Annotated in this window: 18 protein-coding genes; 15 read left to right on the forward strand and 3 right to left on the reverse strand. The window is 41.6% G+C overall.

From position 1 onward, the window contains the following. Positions 1 to 7: 7 nt before the first annotated feature. A complete protein-coding gene (locus CXF81_RS02085; protein WP_101179651.1) occupies positions 8 to 3115 on the forward strand; it encodes an efflux RND transporter permease subunit in 3108 nt (1035 codons plus the stop codon). A 54-nt stretch (positions 3116 to 3169) separates the two neighbouring features. Beyond that, entirely contained in the window at positions 3170 to 3544 is a 375-nt protein-coding gene (locus tag CXF81_RS02090; protein WP_101179653.1) for a hypothetical protein, read from the forward strand. 313 nt (positions 3545 to 3857) lie between these two features. On the opposite strand, the gene CXF81_RS02095 is transcribed toward CXF81_RS02090, so the two are convergent. Beyond that, entirely contained in the window at positions 3858 to 4598 is a 741-nt protein-coding gene (locus CXF81_RS02095) for a glucose 1-dehydrogenase (protein WP_101179655.1), read from the reverse strand. Positions 4599 to 4984: 386 nt separating this feature from the next. Between CXF81_RS02095 and CXF81_RS02105 the strand changes: the two genes are divergently transcribed. Genes CXF81_RS02105 through CXF81_RS02150 form a run of 10 tightly spaced genes read left to right on the forward strand, consistent with a single transcriptional unit; the run spans position 4985 to position 13063 of the window. Further along, positions 4985 to 5683, forward strand: coding sequence for a thermostable hemolysin (locus CXF81_RS02105; protein ID WP_101179657.1), 699 nt, complete (start codon positions 4985 to 4987; stop codon positions 5681 to 5683). Beyond that, positions 5680 to 7137: an AMP-binding protein gene (locus CXF81_RS02110; RefSeq protein ID WP_101179659.1), complete on the forward strand. Its 1458-nt coding sequence runs from the start codon at positions 5680 to 5682 to the stop codon at positions 7135 to 7137. Before CXF81_RS02105 ends, CXF81_RS02110 begins: the two co-directional genes overlap by 4 nt. 10 nt (positions 7138 to 7147) lie before the next feature. Continuing rightward, on the forward strand, positions 7148 to 7819 hold the full coding sequence (locus CXF81_RS02115; protein WP_101179661.1) for a TenA family transcriptional regulator: 672 nt from the start codon (positions 7148 to 7150) through the stop codon (positions 7817 to 7819). A 10-nt stretch (positions 7820 to 7829) separates the two neighbouring features. After that, on the forward strand, positions 7830 to 8630 hold the full coding sequence (locus tag CXF81_RS02120; RefSeq protein WP_232771746.1) for an SDR family oxidoreductase: 801 nt from the start codon (positions 7830 to 7832) through the stop codon (positions 8628 to 8630). After that, a complete protein-coding gene (locus tag CXF81_RS02125; RefSeq protein WP_101179665.1) occupies positions 8627 to 9274 on the forward strand; it encodes a hypothetical protein in 648 nt (215 codons plus the stop codon). The genes CXF81_RS02120 and CXF81_RS02125 overlap by 4 nt, the downstream gene beginning before the upstream one ends. Then, positions 9274 to 9933 carry a response regulator transcription factor gene (locus CXF81_RS02130; RefSeq protein ID WP_101179667.1) on the forward strand — a complete coding sequence of 220 codons (660 nt, stop codon included), beginning with the start codon at positions 9274 to 9276 and terminating at the stop codon, positions 9931 to 9933. The genes CXF81_RS02125 and CXF81_RS02130 overlap by 1 nt, the downstream gene beginning before the upstream one ends. A 42-nt stretch (positions 9934 to 9975) precedes the next feature. Then, complete coding sequence (locus CXF81_RS02135) at positions 9976 to 11268, forward strand: sensor histidine kinase KdpD (protein WP_157825478.1); 1293 nt, start codon at positions 9976 to 9978, stop codon at positions 11266 to 11268. Then, a complete protein-coding gene (locus CXF81_RS02140; protein ID WP_101179671.1) occupies positions 11258 to 11602 on the forward strand; it encodes a cupredoxin domain-containing protein in 345 nt (114 codons plus the stop codon). The genes CXF81_RS02135 and CXF81_RS02140 overlap by 11 nt, the downstream gene beginning before the upstream one ends. Next, complete coding sequence (locus tag CXF81_RS02145; protein WP_101179674.1) at positions 11592 to 12356, forward strand: hypothetical protein; 765 nt, start codon at positions 11592 to 11594, stop codon at positions 12354 to 12356. Before CXF81_RS02140 ends, CXF81_RS02145 begins: the two co-directional genes overlap by 11 nt. A 2-nt stretch (positions 12357 to 12358) precedes the next feature. After that, positions 12359 to 13063 carry a hypothetical protein gene (locus tag CXF81_RS02150; protein WP_369828619.1) on the forward strand — a complete coding sequence of 235 codons (705 nt, stop codon included), beginning with the start codon at positions 12359 to 12361 and terminating at the stop codon, positions 13061 to 13063. Between the two features lie 345 nt (positions 13064 to 13408). Here CXF81_RS02150 and CXF81_RS02155 read toward each other — a convergent pair whose 3' ends face one another. Next, positions 13409 to 14422, reverse strand: a complete 1014-nt coding sequence (locus tag CXF81_RS02155; protein WP_101179678.1) for a lipoate--protein ligase — start codon at positions 14420 to 14422, stop codon at positions 13409 to 13411. Positions 14423 to 14690: 268 nt separating this feature from the next. Continuing rightward, positions 14691 to 16790 carry a TonB-dependent siderophore receptor gene (locus tag CXF81_RS02160; protein WP_101179680.1) on the reverse strand — a complete coding sequence of 700 codons (2100 nt, stop codon included), beginning with the start codon at positions 16788 to 16790 and terminating at the stop codon, positions 14691 to 14693. A 218-nt stretch (positions 16791 to 17008) separates the two neighbouring features. Between CXF81_RS02160 and CXF81_RS02165 the strand changes: the two genes are divergently transcribed. The 3 genes from CXF81_RS02165 (at position 17009) to CXF81_RS02175 (ending at position 19203) form a co-directional block, all read left to right on the forward strand. Continuing rightward, complete coding sequence (locus CXF81_RS02165) at positions 17009 to 17398, forward strand: MerR family transcriptional regulator (RefSeq protein ID WP_101179682.1); 390 nt, start codon at positions 17009 to 17011, stop codon at positions 17396 to 17398. A gap of 237 nt (positions 17399 to 17635) precedes the next feature. Beyond that, on the forward strand, positions 17636 to 18085 hold the full coding sequence (locus CXF81_RS02170) for a GbsR/MarR family transcriptional regulator (protein ID WP_101179684.1): 450 nt from the start codon (positions 17636 to 17638) through the stop codon (positions 18083 to 18085). A gap of 47 nt (positions 18086 to 18132) precedes the next feature. Continuing rightward, positions 18133 to 19203, forward strand: a complete 1071-nt coding sequence (locus tag CXF81_RS02175) for an efflux RND transporter periplasmic adaptor subunit (protein WP_101179686.1) — start codon at positions 18133 to 18135, stop codon at positions 19201 to 19203.

Raw genomic sequence — 19203 nt, forward strand, 5'->3', positions numbered from 1 at the left:
AGCCAGCATGTTTAATTTATTAGTTCATGCAAGTCTGCGTAATCGGTTATTAGTGTTGGCGCTCGCAGTCATGACCCTTGTTTATGGATTTTGGCAAGGCAAAGAGTTACCTATTGATGTATTTCCTGACTTAAATAAGCCCGTAGTCACCGTATTGACTGAGGCGGGCGGTATGGCGCCTGAAGAAGTCGAGCAGTTAGTTTCGTTTCCGCTTGAAAATATGCTCAATGGCGTAACCGGCGTTACTCGCGTGCGTTCAACATCGGGCATTGGTTTATCCATTCTATATGTAGAGTTTGATTGGGATACTGATGTGTATCGCAACAGGCAGTTAGTATCAGAACGACTCGACCAAGTCACATCGCAATTACCCAGTGGGATCACGCCAGTCATGGGACCTGTGTCATCGATTATGGGCGAGATTATGCTCATTGCTTTGCCCATTAACGCGAATACGGATGTTGATTCGATGCTCGCCCGAGAGTATGCCGATTTTGTGCTGCGTCCACGGCTACTTTCTATTCCTGGAATATCTCAAGCCATCCCTATTGGTGGCGATGTTAGACAAATTAGAGTAGAGCCTAAACTCGATGTAATGCGCAATGTGGGGATTAGTGTCGAGCAAATACGTGATGCCATTGAAAGTTTCGCATCGAATAAAGGCGGCGGCTTTATCGATGTCAATAACCGCGAGTTTCTGATACGGCACGAAGGAAGAACGCTCAAGCTAGATGATTTGCGCCAGTTAGCCGTTGCATGGCAGGAAAACACCTCAGTACGGTTAGACCAAGTCGCAAACGTTCGTTATGCTGCTGCTGTTAAGCGCGGTGATGGCGGTTATAACGGTAAACCAGCGGTCATCATTAATGTACAAAAACAACCTGGTGCGGACACGGTAAAACTGACCCGTGAAATAGAACTGGCGTTAAGTGAGCTTGCTACAGGCTTGCCTGACGGCGTTTCAGCGCCGCAAGTGTTGTTTCGCCAAGCTGACTTTATTAAAGCATCGGTTGATAATGTTACCGAAGCATTAAGAGATGGCTCTATTCTCGTGGTTATTGTGCTTTTTGCGTTTTTGTTATCAACACGAACGACCGCTATTTCACTGTTGGCGATCCCGCTATCCCTCGCCGCAACGGTACTCATTTTTAAATGGACCGGACAAACCATTAACGTAATGACCTTGGGTGGGTTAGCTATCGCGATAGGGGAGTTGGTTGATGATTCGGTAGTAGATGTAGAAAACATACTTCGCCGCTTGAAAAACAACGCCAAGCAAGACAAACCCCGTCCTATTTTCGACGTAATATGGCAAGCAAGTGTGGAAGTACGCTCAGGTATTGTTTATGCGACCGCAATTGTCGTGCTTGTTTTTTTGCCATTATTCGCACTACCAGGTATCGAAGGACGTTTATTTGCACCATTGGGTGAGGCTTATATTATTGCGGTATTAGCATCTTTACTCGTCTCGATGACAGTGACACCAGTGCTTTGTTATTTTTTATTACCGCAGATGAAACAACTGCATAAAGGCGATAGCTTTTTAGTCACTGCACTAAAGAGATGGCAGAGTGTATGGCTTTTATGGGCATTGCCCAAACGCCGCTCAATATTGGCAGTAAGCGCTTTAACTGCAATTATTAGTGCCTCATCCGTTGCCTTCTTTCCACGTGCGTTTTTGCCTGCCTTTAATGAAGGCTCTTTGGTATTGGGGATGATTTTTCAGCCAAGTACTTCACTATCTGAATCTAACAGAATGGGGCATTTAGCTGAGTCTTTGTTGCTATCGGTTGATGAGGTCACCGCAGTTGGACGACGCACCGGCAGAGCGAAGCTTGATGAGCATGCAGAAGGTGTTCATTCGTCTGAAATTGATGTTGATTTAGTTGAATCAGAGCGCTCTCGGGAAGAAGTTTTGGCTGAAATTCGACAAAAACTCAGTGTGTTACCCGCGCAAGTGGCAATTGGGCAACCAATTTCCCATCGACTCGACCATCTGCTTTCGGGTGTGCGAGCGCAACTGGCAATAAAAGTGTTTGGCGATAATTTAGACGAGCTTCGCATCAATGCTGAAAAAATCAGGCAGAAATTAGAAACCATACCTGGGCTGGTTGATATCAATGTGGAAAAACAAGTGCTTATTCCCCAAGTGTCGGTCAGATTAAGACCAGATAAGCTTTTACAATATGGTTTGAGTCCGGGTAAGGCAATCGAGCGCTTAGCGTTATTGACTGACGGCGAGCACGTTGTAGATATCATCGATGGGGTGAAGCGTTATGCATTGGTGATGCGTTTAGATGAAAAAGCAAGAAGTCCACAGGCACTGCGCACGGCACTGATAGACACGCCAGCAGGTGCTATCCCTATTGGCAACATTGCGGATATCAGTATAAGTGATGGGCCAAACCAAATCCTAAGAGAGAACGGACGACGCAGGCTTGTAGTATATGCAAACAGCACGGGAGTGGATGTTAAGCGACTGCTATCAGCGGTGCGCGAGCAAGTAAATGAAGTAGAATTAGGTGCAGATAGCTTTATCAGTATTGAAGGCCAATTTTTGGCACAAGAGCAAGCCATGCGTTTGTTGGTGTTGTTATCAGGTATGTCGTTCGCACTTATATTTTTAGTGCTGTATATGCGATATAAGTCGTTAGTATTTGCCAGTATTATCATGAGTAGTTTACCCATGGCGCTTTTAGGTGCCGTTGCGGCGATGTGGTTAACGCATACGCCACTTTCGGTTGCATCAGTAGTTGGCTTTATTACGCTTACCGGTATTGCTTCGCGCAACGGTATCTTAAAACTGAGTCATTATCTGAACTTGATAAAATTTGAAGGAGAGCAATTTAACACCGAGTTGATTGTTAGAGGGGCGCAGGAAAGGTTGGCGCCTGTGATGATGACATCCATGGTGACGGCATTTGCGCTGATTCCATTATTAATGGCCGCCGATGCTCCTGGTAAAGAGATTTTGCATCCTGTTGCAGTGGTTATCTTTTCAGGGCTATTGAGTTCCACTTTACTGGACACCTTGCTCACACCTTTGTTGTATCGAGAGTTTGGTGGTAAGGCAACTATGCTTTGGCAAACGCGCAAGTCAGACGAATTAATGTAAATAGGTTTGTTCTGGCGACGCCTTATTGAAGTTCGCCAAAAATGGAGAATAAATATGAAAGCAATAGTAAAGTTAGTATCGATAGCCCTGATAACTTCGGCATTGTTTGTATCAAATGCATTGGCGCATGGCAGTTTAGAGCCTAAGCATGGTGGTGTGGTTAAAGAGGCACATGACATGGTGTTTGAGGTAGTGAGAGAGGAAAAGTCAGTTAGTCTTTATGTACGCGACCATGGTGAAGCATATCCAACCACTGAGCTTCTCGCCAATGTTGTCGTGTTAGCTGGGAAAGAGAAAAGTGAGGCACCATTCATTCCATCTGGAGGCAATAAAATGGTGGCTAATATTACTATTATTGATGGCGCAACGGTATTGGTTCGCGTTAGTCAAGGGGAGCACCACCCGATCACTATCCGGTACAGTTTTTAGAATTGTTGAGGGTGTCAGTAAGACCAGTTTTTGTGTGAAGCTGTTAGGTCATTACTCATACGGCAGTGACCGCTCATTCTTGCCCTTCAATGATGATTTTGCAACGCCGCTTTCTTCAGTAGTGCAAATAATATTGAGGACGAAAATGGAAAATCTTAGCTCGTTGAAGTTGAGCTCTGCATCGCCGTATTGCAGCTCAAAAATAGTAAACTATATTTAGAGATATCAAACTTTATTACATTCAACACGAAGCGAATGCACAAAAGCGCGTAACAAAAGCGCGTAACAAAAACCTGTCCGGCTGGCATGCTTGTTAGGCGAACCCTCCGTTTGCACCAATATTTTGGCCTGTTACCCATGATGCCTCCTCACCAACAAGGAATAACACTATACGGGCAATATCTATTGGTTCGCCAATACGACCAAGTGCAGCCATTCCCGCAAGTCGATTTATAACCTCTTGACTTTTACCCTTAGTAAAAAGCTCAGTATTGGTTGGGCCTGGTGAAATTGAGTTAACCGTAATATTTCGCGCGCCAACCTCTTTTGAAAAAACTCTTGTGAGCTGCTCTACAGCTCCTTTTGTAGCACAATATGCTCCATACGTTGGTAGCATTAGGCGTGTCGTAGAGCTGGAAAGATTAATAATACGTCCGTCATTCTCAAGCCGTGAAGCTGCCTCACGAAGTGTATTAAAAGTGCCTTTCACATTAACAGAAAATATCTGATCAAAATCGTCATCCGTTGTATCTTGAATTGTTTTATACAAAATAGAGCCAGCATTATTAATAAGGATGTCTATTTTCCCGAACTGGTTAATCGCCGAATCAAACATCAACTTAACTTCGTCTGGATTACTGATGTCTGCCTTTACAGCAATGGCCTTTCCACCATTAGCGTTAATATCAGAGACAACTTTATCAGCTGGTTTTTGGTTGCTAGAGTAATTAATAACGACGCTTGCGCCAGCCTCCGCTAGTGTTATTGCTATCTGAGCGCCTATTCCTCGCGATGATCCTGTAACGATAGCAACTTTATTATTTAGTCGTTTCATAAATTTCCTTGGTTTAATAGGTGGATAGGACTTGATAGCGCCTAACGAGGTTGTAGAATTACTCGTTTTTATATTGTTTATTAATCGTAACACTCTAACGGTATTGATTCTTATTTATCCATCTCTGAGCAGTGGATAATGACGCGTTTTTTACTTGTTTTGTCCGCGCAAAGTGAATTTATTCATGCCTTTATTGACGGTGATGTTACCCAATACCGGCTCGAATGGTCCTAATCGCTTACTGTATTGTTATCTACCTGCGCTGCTGTCTATTTTTATCTTTATTTCTTTCGCTTTTTAATCTGCAATACAAAATTACTTGCTTCCTTAAGTCTCTCTTAAGTTTAAGGCCGTAACGTGTTCACAATGCAGCAACAGGTGAAAATATGTTTAACACAGATAAAGTGAGTCACAAGACGAAAGTCAAACCTAAACTAATTAATAGTTTGGTAAATCCTGCGTGCTATTTACAAATAACGGCAACTAATAAAAGCAGTCCACATCGTAATGCCATAGAGAGTTTTATAAAGCAAGGTTACTGTGAATTTTATGGTGCTAAAATTACCGTCAATACACCTTATTTAATTTCGCTCTCAAAAGGCAACTTAAAATCTGCACTTGGCGTTAGAAGCGCTACATCTTCCCTTTTTATTGAGCAATATCTACACACAGGCATTGAATCAAAACTGGCTGAGCTTGGTAAGATTTTTGAGCGCCACCAAATTGCTGAAATTGCGCATTTATACAGTAATGCGAAAACATTTACGCTACCGTTACTGCTAGTAACTGCCGCATCTCTTAAGCTGAAAGGTTTCGAAGTAATGGCTTTTACAGGCACGCAGCACATTATTCGCTTAATCGAAAAAACCGGTATTAAGGTGCGTAAGTTAGCAAAAGCAAACCCTTCCTTATTATCAACAAGTAACAATAATTGGGGGCGTTATTACGATAGCGACCCAGTGGTTGCCTATATTCAACTTTCCGATGTGCTTGAAGTTATTGAAGCCACCCCTAAACTTGCGTATATGTTTAGTGAACTTATGCCACAAGTAGCCAACTTGGTACTGCAATTGGCGGACATATGAGCCTGATTAATCAACTTCGCCATTTTGTGCCAACTGATATAGCCGTCTTATTTAATCAAACTAGCGTGAGTTATTCGCAATTGATAAAGCATGTCACTGAATGTGCGCTGTGGCTGCAAAATCACCATATAAAGTCAGCCTGTATTAATATGCAAAACAGCTATGAATGGGTCGTTATAGACTTAGCTTGTCAACATGCAAAGGCTGTGTGTACGCCTATTCCACAATTTTTCAGTCAACAACAAATAAAGCATCTCGTTGATCAAGTCCAACCAGATGTTGTATTTGGCGCATCCCCAAATGCAAACACATCTTATAAAGTCGTTTCAGGTTTATCCGTAAAAGCTTTTTTTATGAGTAAAAGTCAAGCATGTGAGATGCCTATTAATACGAGCAAAATAACCTTTACCTCGGGTTCAACGGGCACACCAAAGGGTGTTTGTTTAAGTAGCGAAAATCAATTGATCGTAGCAAGTTCTTTAGTTAGCGCAATTGGCGTTGATCATCCTAAACATTTAGTACTACTGCCCTTAGCAACCTTACTTGAAAATATTGCCGGTATTTACGCGCCTCTTTTAGCACAAGGCCAAGTGACTATTGTTAGCGATGATGAAAAAGGATTAAGGGGTAACCGACTGATAGACCTGAAAAAGTTACTCAACTGTATTTCTGCTCATCGTCCCAATACGATGATATTAGTACCGGAACTACTACAAGCGCTAATTGTAGGTTGCAGTCATGGATGGCAACCGCCCCCTTCTCTTACATTTATTGCCGTAGGTGGCGCAAAAGTTGACGCTGCTATGATTGTTAAAGCAAGGGAACTAGGACTTCCTGTGTTTCAAGGTTATGGCTTGTCTGAGTGTGGATCTGTAGTAAGCATATGCACAAACACTGACGAACCAAGAGATTCTGCAGGGCAAGCGCTAAAGCATATTCAACTGACCCAGCTTAATGGTGAGCTAGTCGTGTCTGGAAATTGTTTTTTGGGCTATTTGGGTGAGCCTAAAACATGGTATCCAACCACCGTCAACACAGGTGACTTAGTCGATATAACAAACCATTATTTGTTTATTCAAGGTCGCATTAAGCATCTAATTATTAACAGCTACGGTCGTAATATTTCACCCGAGTGGATTGAATCCAAAATAGCGGCTACTGGATTATGTAAACAGAATATAGTGGTGGGTGACGCCAAGCCTCATTTATGCGCTTTACTAGTGCCAATGTCTGAAGAAATTAGTCGTAAAAAAATGGGCAAGGCCATTAGCGCAATAAATGAGCATTTACCAGACTACGCAAAAATCGTCGATTTCATAATAGTAAATACACCTTTCACCCAACAAAACCAGCTTCTAACCGAAAACGGAAAGTTGAAACGAGGCGCGATTTCCTGCGCTTACGAGACGCAAATTAATCAACAATATTCACAGCACACATTAGCCGCTGTTTAGGAGTAGTAAAATGAAGTTATATGACCGTTTAATTAATGAAACTGCCGCAGAGAAAGACTACTTAATGTCATCTCCAATCATTAAAAAGTGTTTCACAGGTGACATTACCAATGGTGATTATATTGGCTTTTTAAGTCAGGCATTTCATCATGTAAAGCATACTGTGCCATTATTAATGGCAGTAGGAACACGATTAACAGATAGCCAAGAATGGCTTCGGGAAGCCGTTGCCAAATACATTGAAGAAGAAATTGGGCATCAAGAATGGATCTTAAATGATATTGCTGCCGCTGGAGGCGACAAAGAACAAGCGAGGCACAGTCAGCCCGCATTTGAAACCGAATTAATGGTGGCGTACGCATACGATTATATTAATAGAACCAATCCGCTTGGTTTTTTTGGCATGGTACACGTGCTTGAAGGCACCAGTATAGCGGTTGCAGACAACGCTGCTTCTGCTATTCAAAGCGCGCTTGGATTGCCTGCATCAGCTTTTAGCTATTTACGTTCGCACGGCTCGATTGACATTGAACATGTGAAGTTTTTCGAACAGCTTATGAATAAAATTGAAGACAAAGACACTCAAGACATTATCGTAAATAGCGCTAAAAAGTTTTACCGTTTATATGCTGATATTTTTAGAAACTTAGGTAAAGATCTTACTCTCAAAGAAGCGGCTTAAGGGACTAGTGATGACTACATTAGCACTAATCACAGGAGCTACAGGAGGGATTGGTAGCGCAATTGCACATAAGTTAGCAGGGCAAGGCTACAGCCTAATTTTGCATGGCCGTTCACAGACTAAGCTTAATAAATTGCTGCAAGAGCTTTGCGGTTCACACCATAGTATCTCTGCAGACATAAGCAAGCCCTTAATGTGTGAAAAACTAATAGATGATGCTTTTAAGATTGGCACTGTATCGCTGTTGGTCAATAATGCAGGCGTTTCTCACTTTGCAAATTTCACCAGCAGCGATATTGACGAAAAGCAAACTACTCACATAATGCAGATTAACCTCATTGCCCCTATATTGCTGACAAAAGCCTTTATCTCCAGAACTAAACCTAATTTTCAAGGCACCATAGTAAACGTGGGCTCAGCACTGGGTAGCATAGGCTTTCCTGGTTTCAGCCTATATTGTGCTAGTAAGTTTGGCCTTAAGGGGCTAAGTGAAGCTTTATCTAGAGAATACGCAGACAGTCATATACGGGTTGTCTACTTTGGGCCCCGCACTACCAATACAAGCATTAATTCGCAGCAAGTAACCGATATGAACAAAGCGCTCAACAGCAAGGTTGATTCCGCCGAATTTGTGGCCTCACAATTTATGCAGTTACTTAACAGTAACAAACGAAGAAAAATTGTTGGTTGGCCTGAAAAATTATTTGCCCGCATTAATGGTGTGCTGCCTGAATTGGTAGATAAGGCATTCAAACAAAAAATTAAAAAAATTAAACAATTTGCAAATATAGTCACAGGAGACATAAAATGAAACGATTAATCCTATTAATGGTAACCAGCGTTTTTGCATTCACTTTAAGTGCAGCCGAATCATCAAGTGAGTTATTAATGATTCAAAAAACATGGGCAAAAACCAACTATCAACTTCAAGACGATGAACAAGAAGAGCAATTTGAAGCGCTTCTAGTCAGTATCGATGAGCAAATTAATTTGCATCCAGAGCAAGCAGAGTTTTGGGTCTGGAAAGGGATAATACAATCAAGTTTTGCAGGCGCTAAAGGCGGATTAGGCGCATTATCATTAGCTAAGAAAGCGCGTAAGTCTCTACAAAAAGCATTAGCATTAGATGATGCAGCACTGCAGGGTTCGGCCTATACTAGTCTTGGCACGCTATATCATAAAGTACCTGGATGGCCTCTTGGTTTTGGCGACGATGACGAAGCCAAATTATTATTAGAAAAAGCGCTTAAGCTTAATCCTGACGGAATAGACCCAAATTACTTTTATGGCGAATATTTATATGATAATAAAGAGTACAAAGGCGCTATGAAATACCTAGAAACAGCGTTAAATGCGCCTCAGCGAGTTGATCGCCCTTTAGCTGACTCAGGGCGCCGAACAGAAATTGAAAGCCTTTTAGCGCAAGTTAAGAAACGCATGGATAAAAATAGTTAATGAGAATATTGCTGGTTGAAGATGACTTGCCATTAGCGCGAGAGTTAAAGGCCTCACTGCATCACCAAGGTTATGCAGTTGATCATGTCGACAACGGCAAACATGCATTGCTATCTGCAGACGGTAAGACATCAGATTTAGTGATTCTAGATTTAGGCTTACCCGATATGGACGGCTTAGATGTACTTAAACAATTAAAGCAAAATGCGGTGAATGTAAGCGTACTCATTTTAACGGCAAGAGACGGCGTAGAACATAAAGTCAAAGGCTTAGATTTAGGCGCTGATGATTACTTGGCCAAGCCTTTTTCCATTGAAGAGTTACTTGCTAGAATTAGGGTCATTGAGCGAAAGAAAGGGACTAACACAAGTTCAACTATTGCGGCAAAAGGGGTCGTGCTTGATGTTAGTACCAATGCTTTCACCCTTAATGAAGAGCGTATAAATTTGTCGCGAAGAGAATTTATGATTATGCGGATACTGATGGAAAACCTCGATCGCATTCAATCTAAAGCATCTCTTGAAACAAAACTTTATGAATGGGGAGATGAAGTTAGTAGCAATACGATTGAAGTGCACGTTAGTAATTTGCGTAAAAAACTTCCTCAGGATTTTATTAAGACAATTCGTGGCGTTGGCTACGTGGTGAGAGCTAAGTAATTGTCTATTCAGTCGCAGCTTATAAAACTAATCATATCATTAGTGACAATAGCTACTTTTATTGCGGCAATGCACGGTTATCGCAACACCCAAGAACAGCTTAATACAATTTTGGATGATGAGCTTCAAACATTGGCAAGCTTTATTCTAAATAGTCAATATAAAGACAAGGTTCAAGCGGCTAGCAAAAAGTTGAATGACCCTAAGCAGGCGTTAAGCAATAAGAAAATATATCAAGTGTTTAGTAATAGCGGCGAGCTATTGGCAAGTTCAAAGGACGCCCCTTCAGAAGCTATGTCAGAGAAAAATGGTTTTTCCGAGGAAGCCTTTGCAGGTCTTAGATGGCGGACATATAAGTTAGCAAACCAACGTGTTTCTGTAATAGTGGCGCAATCTGATAGCTACAGGCGAAATGTTACCGAACGAATTCTATTAGCAACCTTAGTACCCGTTGTCTTCTCAATTCCCTTAATTGGTCTACTTGTATTCTATATTATTCGTAAAAGCTTGAGTCCTCTGCGCTACCTATCTTCCGAACTAACTAACAAACATAGCGAAGATTTGACTGGGGTGTTTATCGAGGCACCTAGTAAAGAACTTGTTCCTGTCGTTAACCGTCTAAATGAACTGTTTAATCGGCTAGCTTCTTCCTTTGAGTTAGAAAAACAGCTATCGGCAAATGCGGCGCACGAGCTTCGCACCCCTATAAGTGTATTGGCAATTGCCGCCAATAACTTACTCGAAGACTTTAAGCAAAACACATTAACTCAGACACATTTTGAAGATCTTAGCCAAAATGTAGAAAGAATGGCGCAAGTCATTGAACAAATCATTGGTTTATTTAGATTTACGTCAGACAGCATAGACGCAAAAAAGAGCATTGTAGATATAGAAAAAATCTTACAAGAAGTCATTTCTAATAATTATTTGAGTATTGAAAAAGAAAAACAAACGATAGAACTTAATACCAGGGAAGTGAAAGTATTTGCTTCTGAATTTGCACTTTATGTTTTGTTTGAAAATTTGATAAGAAATGCTATTAAGTATGGCGGAAAAGAAAGTCACATCAGAATAGACGTGTTCGAACATCCCTCGCACATAGAAGTTAATGTTCAAGATTCGGGTCAAGGTTTGTCTAGTCAAGATATGCAGAAATTGACCAGCCGCTTTTTTAGAGCCTCGAATCAAACCAACATCAAAGGCTCTGGTCTTGGCTTGGCAATATCTAAGCATATTATTAACTTGCATCAAGGAACACTAAGTTTCCAAAACGCTCCATTAGGTGGGCTTTTGGTAAAAGTTGAAATACCAAAAGGAAACACTAATGCGAGTTAGTGTTTGTGCCTTTTTATTAATCACTAGTCTTTTTAGCTACGCTGAAGAAAAGAAATATGTAATTGAGCTCAAAAATAACACCTTTGCACCCCAAGTTCTGGTGGTGCCTGCGCATAAGAAAATAAAAGTAAACATTACCAACTTAGATGCCGAACCAGAAGAATTCGACAGTTTTGATTTGAATAGAGAAAAAGTACTCTTTCCGCATAAATCAGCCACTATTTACATAGGCCCTTTAGCGCCTGGTGAATATATCTATTTTGGTGAGTTTCATCCAAATTTAGCCAAAGGTAAAATAGTTGCGATAACAGAGGAAAGCAAAAATGCTAACTAATACTGTTGTGCTTTTTTTGCGAGATCTTTTGCCAATGTTTATCATGTTTGCCTATCTATCGGTCATTCATAAGCATTTTTATCGGCAAACTAGCCGGCGAACATCTATGATCACCTTGTCTTTATTGTTAAGTGTTTTAATACTTTTCTTCTATGAAAGTATTAGTGATTTGCTTGAAGGCACTGGTATTGAGTGGTTAAAAATAGTATTCGTTTCATTTGCCTTTATCTGCTTTTTGCTGACGCATACCAAAGGCATGAACTTCGCTAAATATTATTTACTCTCAATAGCTTCGCTATTGCTGCTTATTGTTCATTTAAATTCGTTTTTACTCTATTTTACAATCTATTTTGCTAACACCGTTTTAATTTTTGAACTCCTTATTGGCTGTGCAATAGGAATAGGAATATGTGTCAGCTTCTATTTTCTTTTTAGTTTTTTCATTCAAGAATTGTGGCTGTCAAAATATAATTTTGTGGTCTTATTTTTATGGAGTTTATTTGTGGCTAACCAGCTTAGCTTGGTCACCAACTTCTTACATCAAATTGATATTATTGCTTTTGGGACGGAACGTTTAGTCGATCTTAGCGGATGGATTAATGAAAATTCTGAGTACGGTTTTATCGTAAAGGCGTTAACAGGTTTTGATGTTACACCAAGTGTCTTTTACAGTCTTTTAATTGGGACCAGTTTTACACTCATGTTTAGCTTATCAATGTACAACAAGCAAGCACTATTGGAGGATTATCGATGAAAATTAAGGTTAACAACATTCTCGCTTCTTTGATGTTTCTGAGCTTGTGTTCAGCGCCTGCGATGGCAGACGGCATAGTGGTAGACAAAGTCTATCACCCATACGTAATTGCCAATGAGCGTGCGGTTGAATGGCGATTACTTTCTAGTCAAACCGATGAGTTTAACCGTTTGGCGCAACGAATAGGCGCAGGCTACTCAATTACTGAGAATGTAGCCATAGAAGCTTATATTATTGGTGAACGTGACCTTGACCACAACTTTGGCGTGAGCGCATTTGAAATTGAAGCTAGGTGGATGATTACAGAGCAAGGTCAGTATTGGGCGGATTGGGGCGCTGTATTTGAAGTAGAGCGAAACACACTGGCGAACAGCTATGAAACCAGTATAGGTATCATTACTGAAAAAGAATTCGATAAAACGAGCCTTACCCTCAATTTATTTCTTATCTATGAAAAAGGCGCAAATATAGCCGCCGAATTTGAAACCGAATTTAGAGCAAAATACCGATATAGATTTATGGCAGAAATACAACCCGCGTTGGAACTATACGTGGGGGAAGATTATTTTGGTATGGGTCCGGCCATTATGGGTGTCCACCGATTTAAAGGACAAGTACAAATAAAGTGGGAAGCAGGCTTTATCACTGAGCTTTCAAATAGCGGCAAAGATCACAGTTTCAGAATGTCGCTAGAATATGAATTTTAATATATTGTTAATTGGCTGAGCGATTTTCTTTTGCATCATTATCAGTAAACTTAATAAAGCTATCAATAAATAATTAGCCTAAGTTTTTGGCTTTTCCTTCCCATTGCGCTGCACTTGAGTATGTTTTACGAGGGTCACAAAATGTGATTGTCGACACCCTATAATGCTTTAGGGAAAGCAAGATCAAAATAGGGAAGTATTTCACATTCAGAACTTCTATCTTATTGGCACTAGTATAACCAACTAACATCTTGTGAGCACCAGAAACCTAGCCATTAGACGGACAGAATAAGCAATTAACCCAGTAGTATGTGTAAATTATGCAGTTAGAGCTTATTTCATGGTTTAGGAAACCGCCACGACTAACCAGTCTTTAAGTTCCTGTAACTCAGCCTGGTGGTCGGGAAATGCTGCAATGAGTGAATCTACGGACTCTGCGACGGCATCAGGCCGATAGGCAACGCCAACCAGTTGCTCCGCAAGCTGTTCAATTGGGTCTGGAAACAAGCTGTCAGTAAAGGTTTGCGCTGCGATAATGTGGGCGTTTTGTAAATCCAAATGCAGTTCCACACCTCCCCATTGAAAGCGTTCGTCTAGGGTGTGGGTAAATTGAGGCGACTTACCATAGTTCCAGTCCCAACTTTGTTGCTGAGCGAATTTTTCAACAAATCCCGGTAGATCTGGTAATGCGTCAGGAGAAATTATTTCTATGCCCGACGTCTCGCCAAAGTAGTCACAAAAAGATGTAATAATCGCGTCACACACCAGTTTATGATTAATCTCTGGGTACACACTATTTAGATTAGTGACCCGCGAACGTACCGATGTGATGCCTTTAGATTGAAGCTTTTTCTGATCTGGATTTAGATAATTGGCTAGGCGACTTAAATCTGCATGCAATAACAAGGTGCCATGGTGAAAACCGCGATCCTTGGTCTCTTTATAGGCAGAACCTGAGAACTTACGCATGTTCTCACCTTCGCCCACAACGAGGTCATTACGGCCATTCGCATAGCCTTCAATACCTAGCTTCTTCAGACCTTGTAACACAATGTCTGTTGACACTGTTTTACTGTATTCTGGCTTTCCCGCCATAAAAGTAAAGTTGGTATTACCTAAATCATGAAAAACCGCACCACCACCACTTTGGCGACGAGCAAGATGAATATGATCTTGCTCCATCGTGTTAATGTTGCATTCCTTCCAAGGGTTTTGTGACCGACCAATCACCACTGTATTTTGATTACGCCATAAAAACAGCACTCGCTGGTCAGACGCCATAGATCGAAAAATGCAATCCTCCACCGCAAGGTTAAAATGAGGGTCGTTAGAGTTTGAGAGTAAAATTCGGCTAGCCATGGAACGTCCTTTTTGAAATAACAGTAAATCTTCAATCACTAATGTTAATAATATCTGTTCTCACATACAACGCATAAATTCTACCTGCTGTGCTCCTTTGTGCAACATAACTCAACTCGTTTCAAAAACGAGTATGAAGAAAACCACATACATCAGTTAGACATATTGTTAGCGATTACCCATCATTCAGCAGCTTTCATTAAGCGATCATTTTGTCTTTTGTTTATGGCTGGCAAGTTGGTCAACGCAAGACATTTGGACCAATACATTAAGTACCAAAGCGAATTCTTACACCCGCATTAACAATAAAGCCGTCGTTGCGTGACCAAATATCGGTCGTCCACTGCCCATCGGGTGCGCGGATTGGCAACACTAGCGAGTCTTCTTTGGTCTGGCGGATATTGAGCAAGTTCTCGGCGTTAATAAACCAGCTGAATTTGCCGCTCGTAATTTCGCCCATTAGTCCGAGATGCCAATAAGGCGAACTCTGAGCTCGGAAAGGATTACCGTCCAAACGCTGTACACCTGTGTAATAAGCTTCAAAACCAATCCTAAATTTGCCGTGCTGCTCCTTCATAGCAACAAAGCCGGCTGAATGTTGCGGAGTAAGCGCAATGCGCTGACGGCTTACACTGGTTTGGTCAAATTCAGTTGCATCTAAATATAGATAACTGGCGGTGAGTTTATAGTCTTGCCACTTATAGCGCAGCAGTAACTCTGCGCCATAAATACGCGATTTGCCCGCTGCATTGAGCAAACGAACTCGGTCGAGCGGCCCGCCGCTTAGAGAAGCCAAAGCGGCTAACTCAGTTACGCCATCAACGCTTGAAGTAAAGAAGGTAAGGTTAGTGTCAAGTTTGTTGTATTGGTATCCAATGTCCAAAGAAGACGTGATAGCGGTTTCTTCTCTTATGTCGTTTAGCGGCTCGAGACGCGACAGACCCGCTGCTTCAATCTCCTCTACAAAGGGTGTCGGCGCAAAATAGCCGCGCCCATAAGATGCCCGAATAGTCCAATCATCAGGGCGATAGAGCATTGATATGCGAGGACTAAACTGCGATCCAAACTCGCTATGATCATCTAAGCGTGCACTGATTGAGGTCGAAATTTGTTCTGTGAACTCATAGTCAGCTTGCGCAAATATACCCGGCACCTCGTATGAATAATTGAAGCTAGGAAAATCTTCAGACTCAAAACTATCTGACTGCATGGCTAAACCAATCACCCATTTTGAGCTGAGCGTATAACCTGACAATGTGCTCTCCAGGAGATAACTCTCATGACGGTCGTCGTCGAATACGTCGCCAAACTGTTTGTTATGACTCTGCACCATGACAGAACCCCGTGCGTTCCAGCTTAATACATCTCCTAAGGGGCCATTAGCAATTAGGCCAGCATCAAAGCGTTCGCTGTCTTGATTTTGCACAAAAGTGTTGCCGTCTGGCACAGTTTGCCCCTTTCTTGTGCCGCCTTCGCGTTTTTCTGTCATAAAGCCAGCTGTTGCGTATAAGCTAGCACCGTTTTCACCATCCCAGAACAAGCGTGGCCGAGCAGTGAAACGTTCATACCCTGCCATGTCGATCCAGCCATCGTCGTCGAGGTCTTGTTTCGCCTGATGATGGGCGCCAGCGGTAAACGATGCGCCAAAAGAATCACTAATAGGCGCAGCTAAATAGGTAGTTATGTCTTGTCCATCGCGCGAAGTTGCATTCAACAGTACTTCGCCTTCGGGCTTCTGGGTGGGCCGGCGCGAAATTAGATTGATCACGCCACCCATGGCAGAGCCGCCATATAGTGAAGAGGCCGAGCCCTTGATTATCTCAACACGGGACAAGTCAGTTGGCGGGATTTGCAGTAGACCAATGGAGGAAGCTTGACCACCATAAAGGGCTAAGCCATCGTTAAGTAACTGAGTGTAGCGACCATAAAGACCTTGTAAGCGAATGTTCGCACTGCCCAGAGCAGGAGAAGTGGTTTGTACTCGCACACCGCCTGTTTCAGCTACCAACATGGAGATGTTACCGGGCCGCATAATGGCTTTCTCTTGAAGCTCTTCGCTGTTGATAACTTCTACTCGAATAGGCTCACTGTTTATCGACCGACCCGAACGAGTGGATGTAACGAGAATAGATTCAACCTCCTCATGATTGTCATCGTGATGCATATGTTCATCCTGAGGTTTGGTATCACTATTCAGATGTTTATGCTCGTGTTCACCAAAAGACCTGTCGCTTATCGTCAATTTCTCTGGTGAAGATGAGTTAGCGTTTGTCTCGGTTTCGCTCTGATGGGCTTGCAATTTAAAAGTGAAAATATTGACGGCAACAATGAATAAAACAAATTGTTTGCAGAAGTGAAAAGCGCTCATGGTGATCATATTCCTTAATGCTAGAGAGGTCGTAATGGGTAATTGCTTTTTTGTAAGCGCTATTTTTTTGGTTTATTTATAAAAAACTCTATCGCCAAACTACAATATACGCGAGTGCATAGTAGTCGGTTTCTTATTTATTCCAACATGGGTTCTGGTTACTTTGATATTAATTGGATGTAGAATAAAGCTTCCAGTAACAGGAATGTCAAGAAAAAATGCAAATAAAAAAATTAGCCAGTTTTACTGGGGTAAGCGCTAAAACCATTCGCTACTACGAAGACATTGGTCTATTGCCAAAGGCGAAACGTGGTGATAACGATTACAGGTATTATGATGAAGAAGATGTCTCATTGTTAAAATTCATTCGTCGTTGTAAAGAGTTACGTATCCCATTGGCTGATATAAAGCGACTAGTTGTGGTGCAGCGCAGTGGTAACGGTCCGTGCAAGCAAGTTGATGCAATAATTTTTCAACAACTTGAGAAAATACGCATTGCCCAATATGAATTGCACCAGCTAGAGCAAAACTTAAAAACACTGGCGAATTGTTGTAAAAATGAGCGTATTAAAGATTGCGAAATACTGAAGCATTTGCGGTCGAATTAACAATTAGTTAAATATTGAGCATCCCCTTTAGTGTGATTATGAAACGGGATATAGCGCGGCAAGTTAATCTTATTTCACACAATCTGGACGCCAGTCTGTTAAGAGACACTACACTTATCAATCGGTAATCGAGAAGTGCATTTGACACACTATCAATTGCAATTAGTCGTTAATGTTTATATCATTCAGTTTGAACTGAACAACATAAACATTGATTGTAAGCACGAGTAAAATAAATTGAAATTAGAAAAAACTGAACAAGCCATTGAAGAATTTATCGAACGACTTGGGCTAATTAGTCAAGCTGAGGGCATGCCTCGCATATCCGGCAGGATACTCGGTGTATTAGTCTTGTTTGATGCGCCTTTTAGCTTTTCTCAACTGAGCGAAAAACTGCAAGTTAGCCGCGCTAGTGTAAGCACCAATACGCGCTTACTAGAGACCCTCGCCATAATAGAGCGCACCACCAAACCGGGTGAAAGACAAAACTATTTTCGCTTACGCAAAAACCCTTACGTCAGCCTAATGCGAGGAATACAAACCCGCATGCTATACGCTCAAGAAGTAGTAGAAGAAGCAAGAGAGCAACTACCTGAACAATGGAGTGGTGCACAAAAACGCTTGCAAGAGCTTGAACAATTTTACAAAGATTTTTATCAGGCTTCTTTAGCTATCACCAACAAGTAATTTGCTAAGCATAAAGCGAACTTTCTAATTTTCGGAATCCCTTAATAATGAAGAACCCCTATATTATTGCCTTAGCATTTATTGCGATCTTGTGCACATGGATGCTGAGCGGCTTATTCACAGAAAGCGATACACAATCAAATCGTGATTTGCTTAACACTGCTCAGTCAACGGATCTATTTAGTGTTGAAGTTGAACAATTAACCGCGCAAGACAAGTCGATATTGGTGACTGCGCAAGGTCAAGCTGAGCCTAACAGAGTGGTAACAATCAGATCTCAAACCCTGGGCAATGTGGTTTCTGTCAAAGCCCTAGAAGGTCTAGCAGTGAGCACTAACGATGTAATTATCATCATTGATATGCAGGACAGAATGTTGGTGCTAGAGCAACAAAAAGCCTTACTAAAACTCAATCAAAAAACCTACGAAAGAGTGAAGAAGCTCGAAGACAAGAAGTTTCAATCAGAGGGTGAAGTAGAAACCGCATTTGCCAACTTAAAAGCATCAGAAACGAATGTGGCAAATATTCAGCGAGATATAAAAAACACAACAATCGTGTCACCTTTAAGCGGTATATTGGAAAAACGTTTGGTAGAGGTAGGAGACTATATAGAGATCAACACACCTATAGCGATCGTGGTCGAAAACCACCCTATTGTCGTTTTAGTTGCGATTGCGCAGCAGGACATAGCAAATGTAGAAAAAAATATGACTGCACAAGTCAATTTTGCCAATGGTCTGTCTCGCCAAGGCCGTATTCGATATATTTCGCCACGTGCCAATAGCAGCACACGTACATTTGATGTTGAAATTGAAATAGACAACGTCAACGGCAGCTTACGCTCAGGCATCAGTGCACAAGCACAAATACCCACAAAAGAGGTAAAAGCGTATTATTTGTCACCGGCACTATTCAGTTTGAGTGACTCAGGGGAAATTGGCGTTAAAACGGTAAATGAGCAAGATATTGTTGAATTCTATCCGATCGATTTAGTTCAATCCGATAGCAACGGTACTTGGGTAACAGGATTACCTGACAGCGCAAAGGTTATCATTACTGGACAAGGCTTTGTTAAAGCAGGCAATAAAGTTAAGCCTATAACTACGCAGGCGAAATAG

The organism is Glaciecola sp. 33A, assembly GCF_002836745.1.
In the GTDB taxonomy this organism is placed as follows: Bacteria; Pseudomonadota; Gammaproteobacteria; order Enterobacterales; family Alteromonadaceae; genus Glaciecola.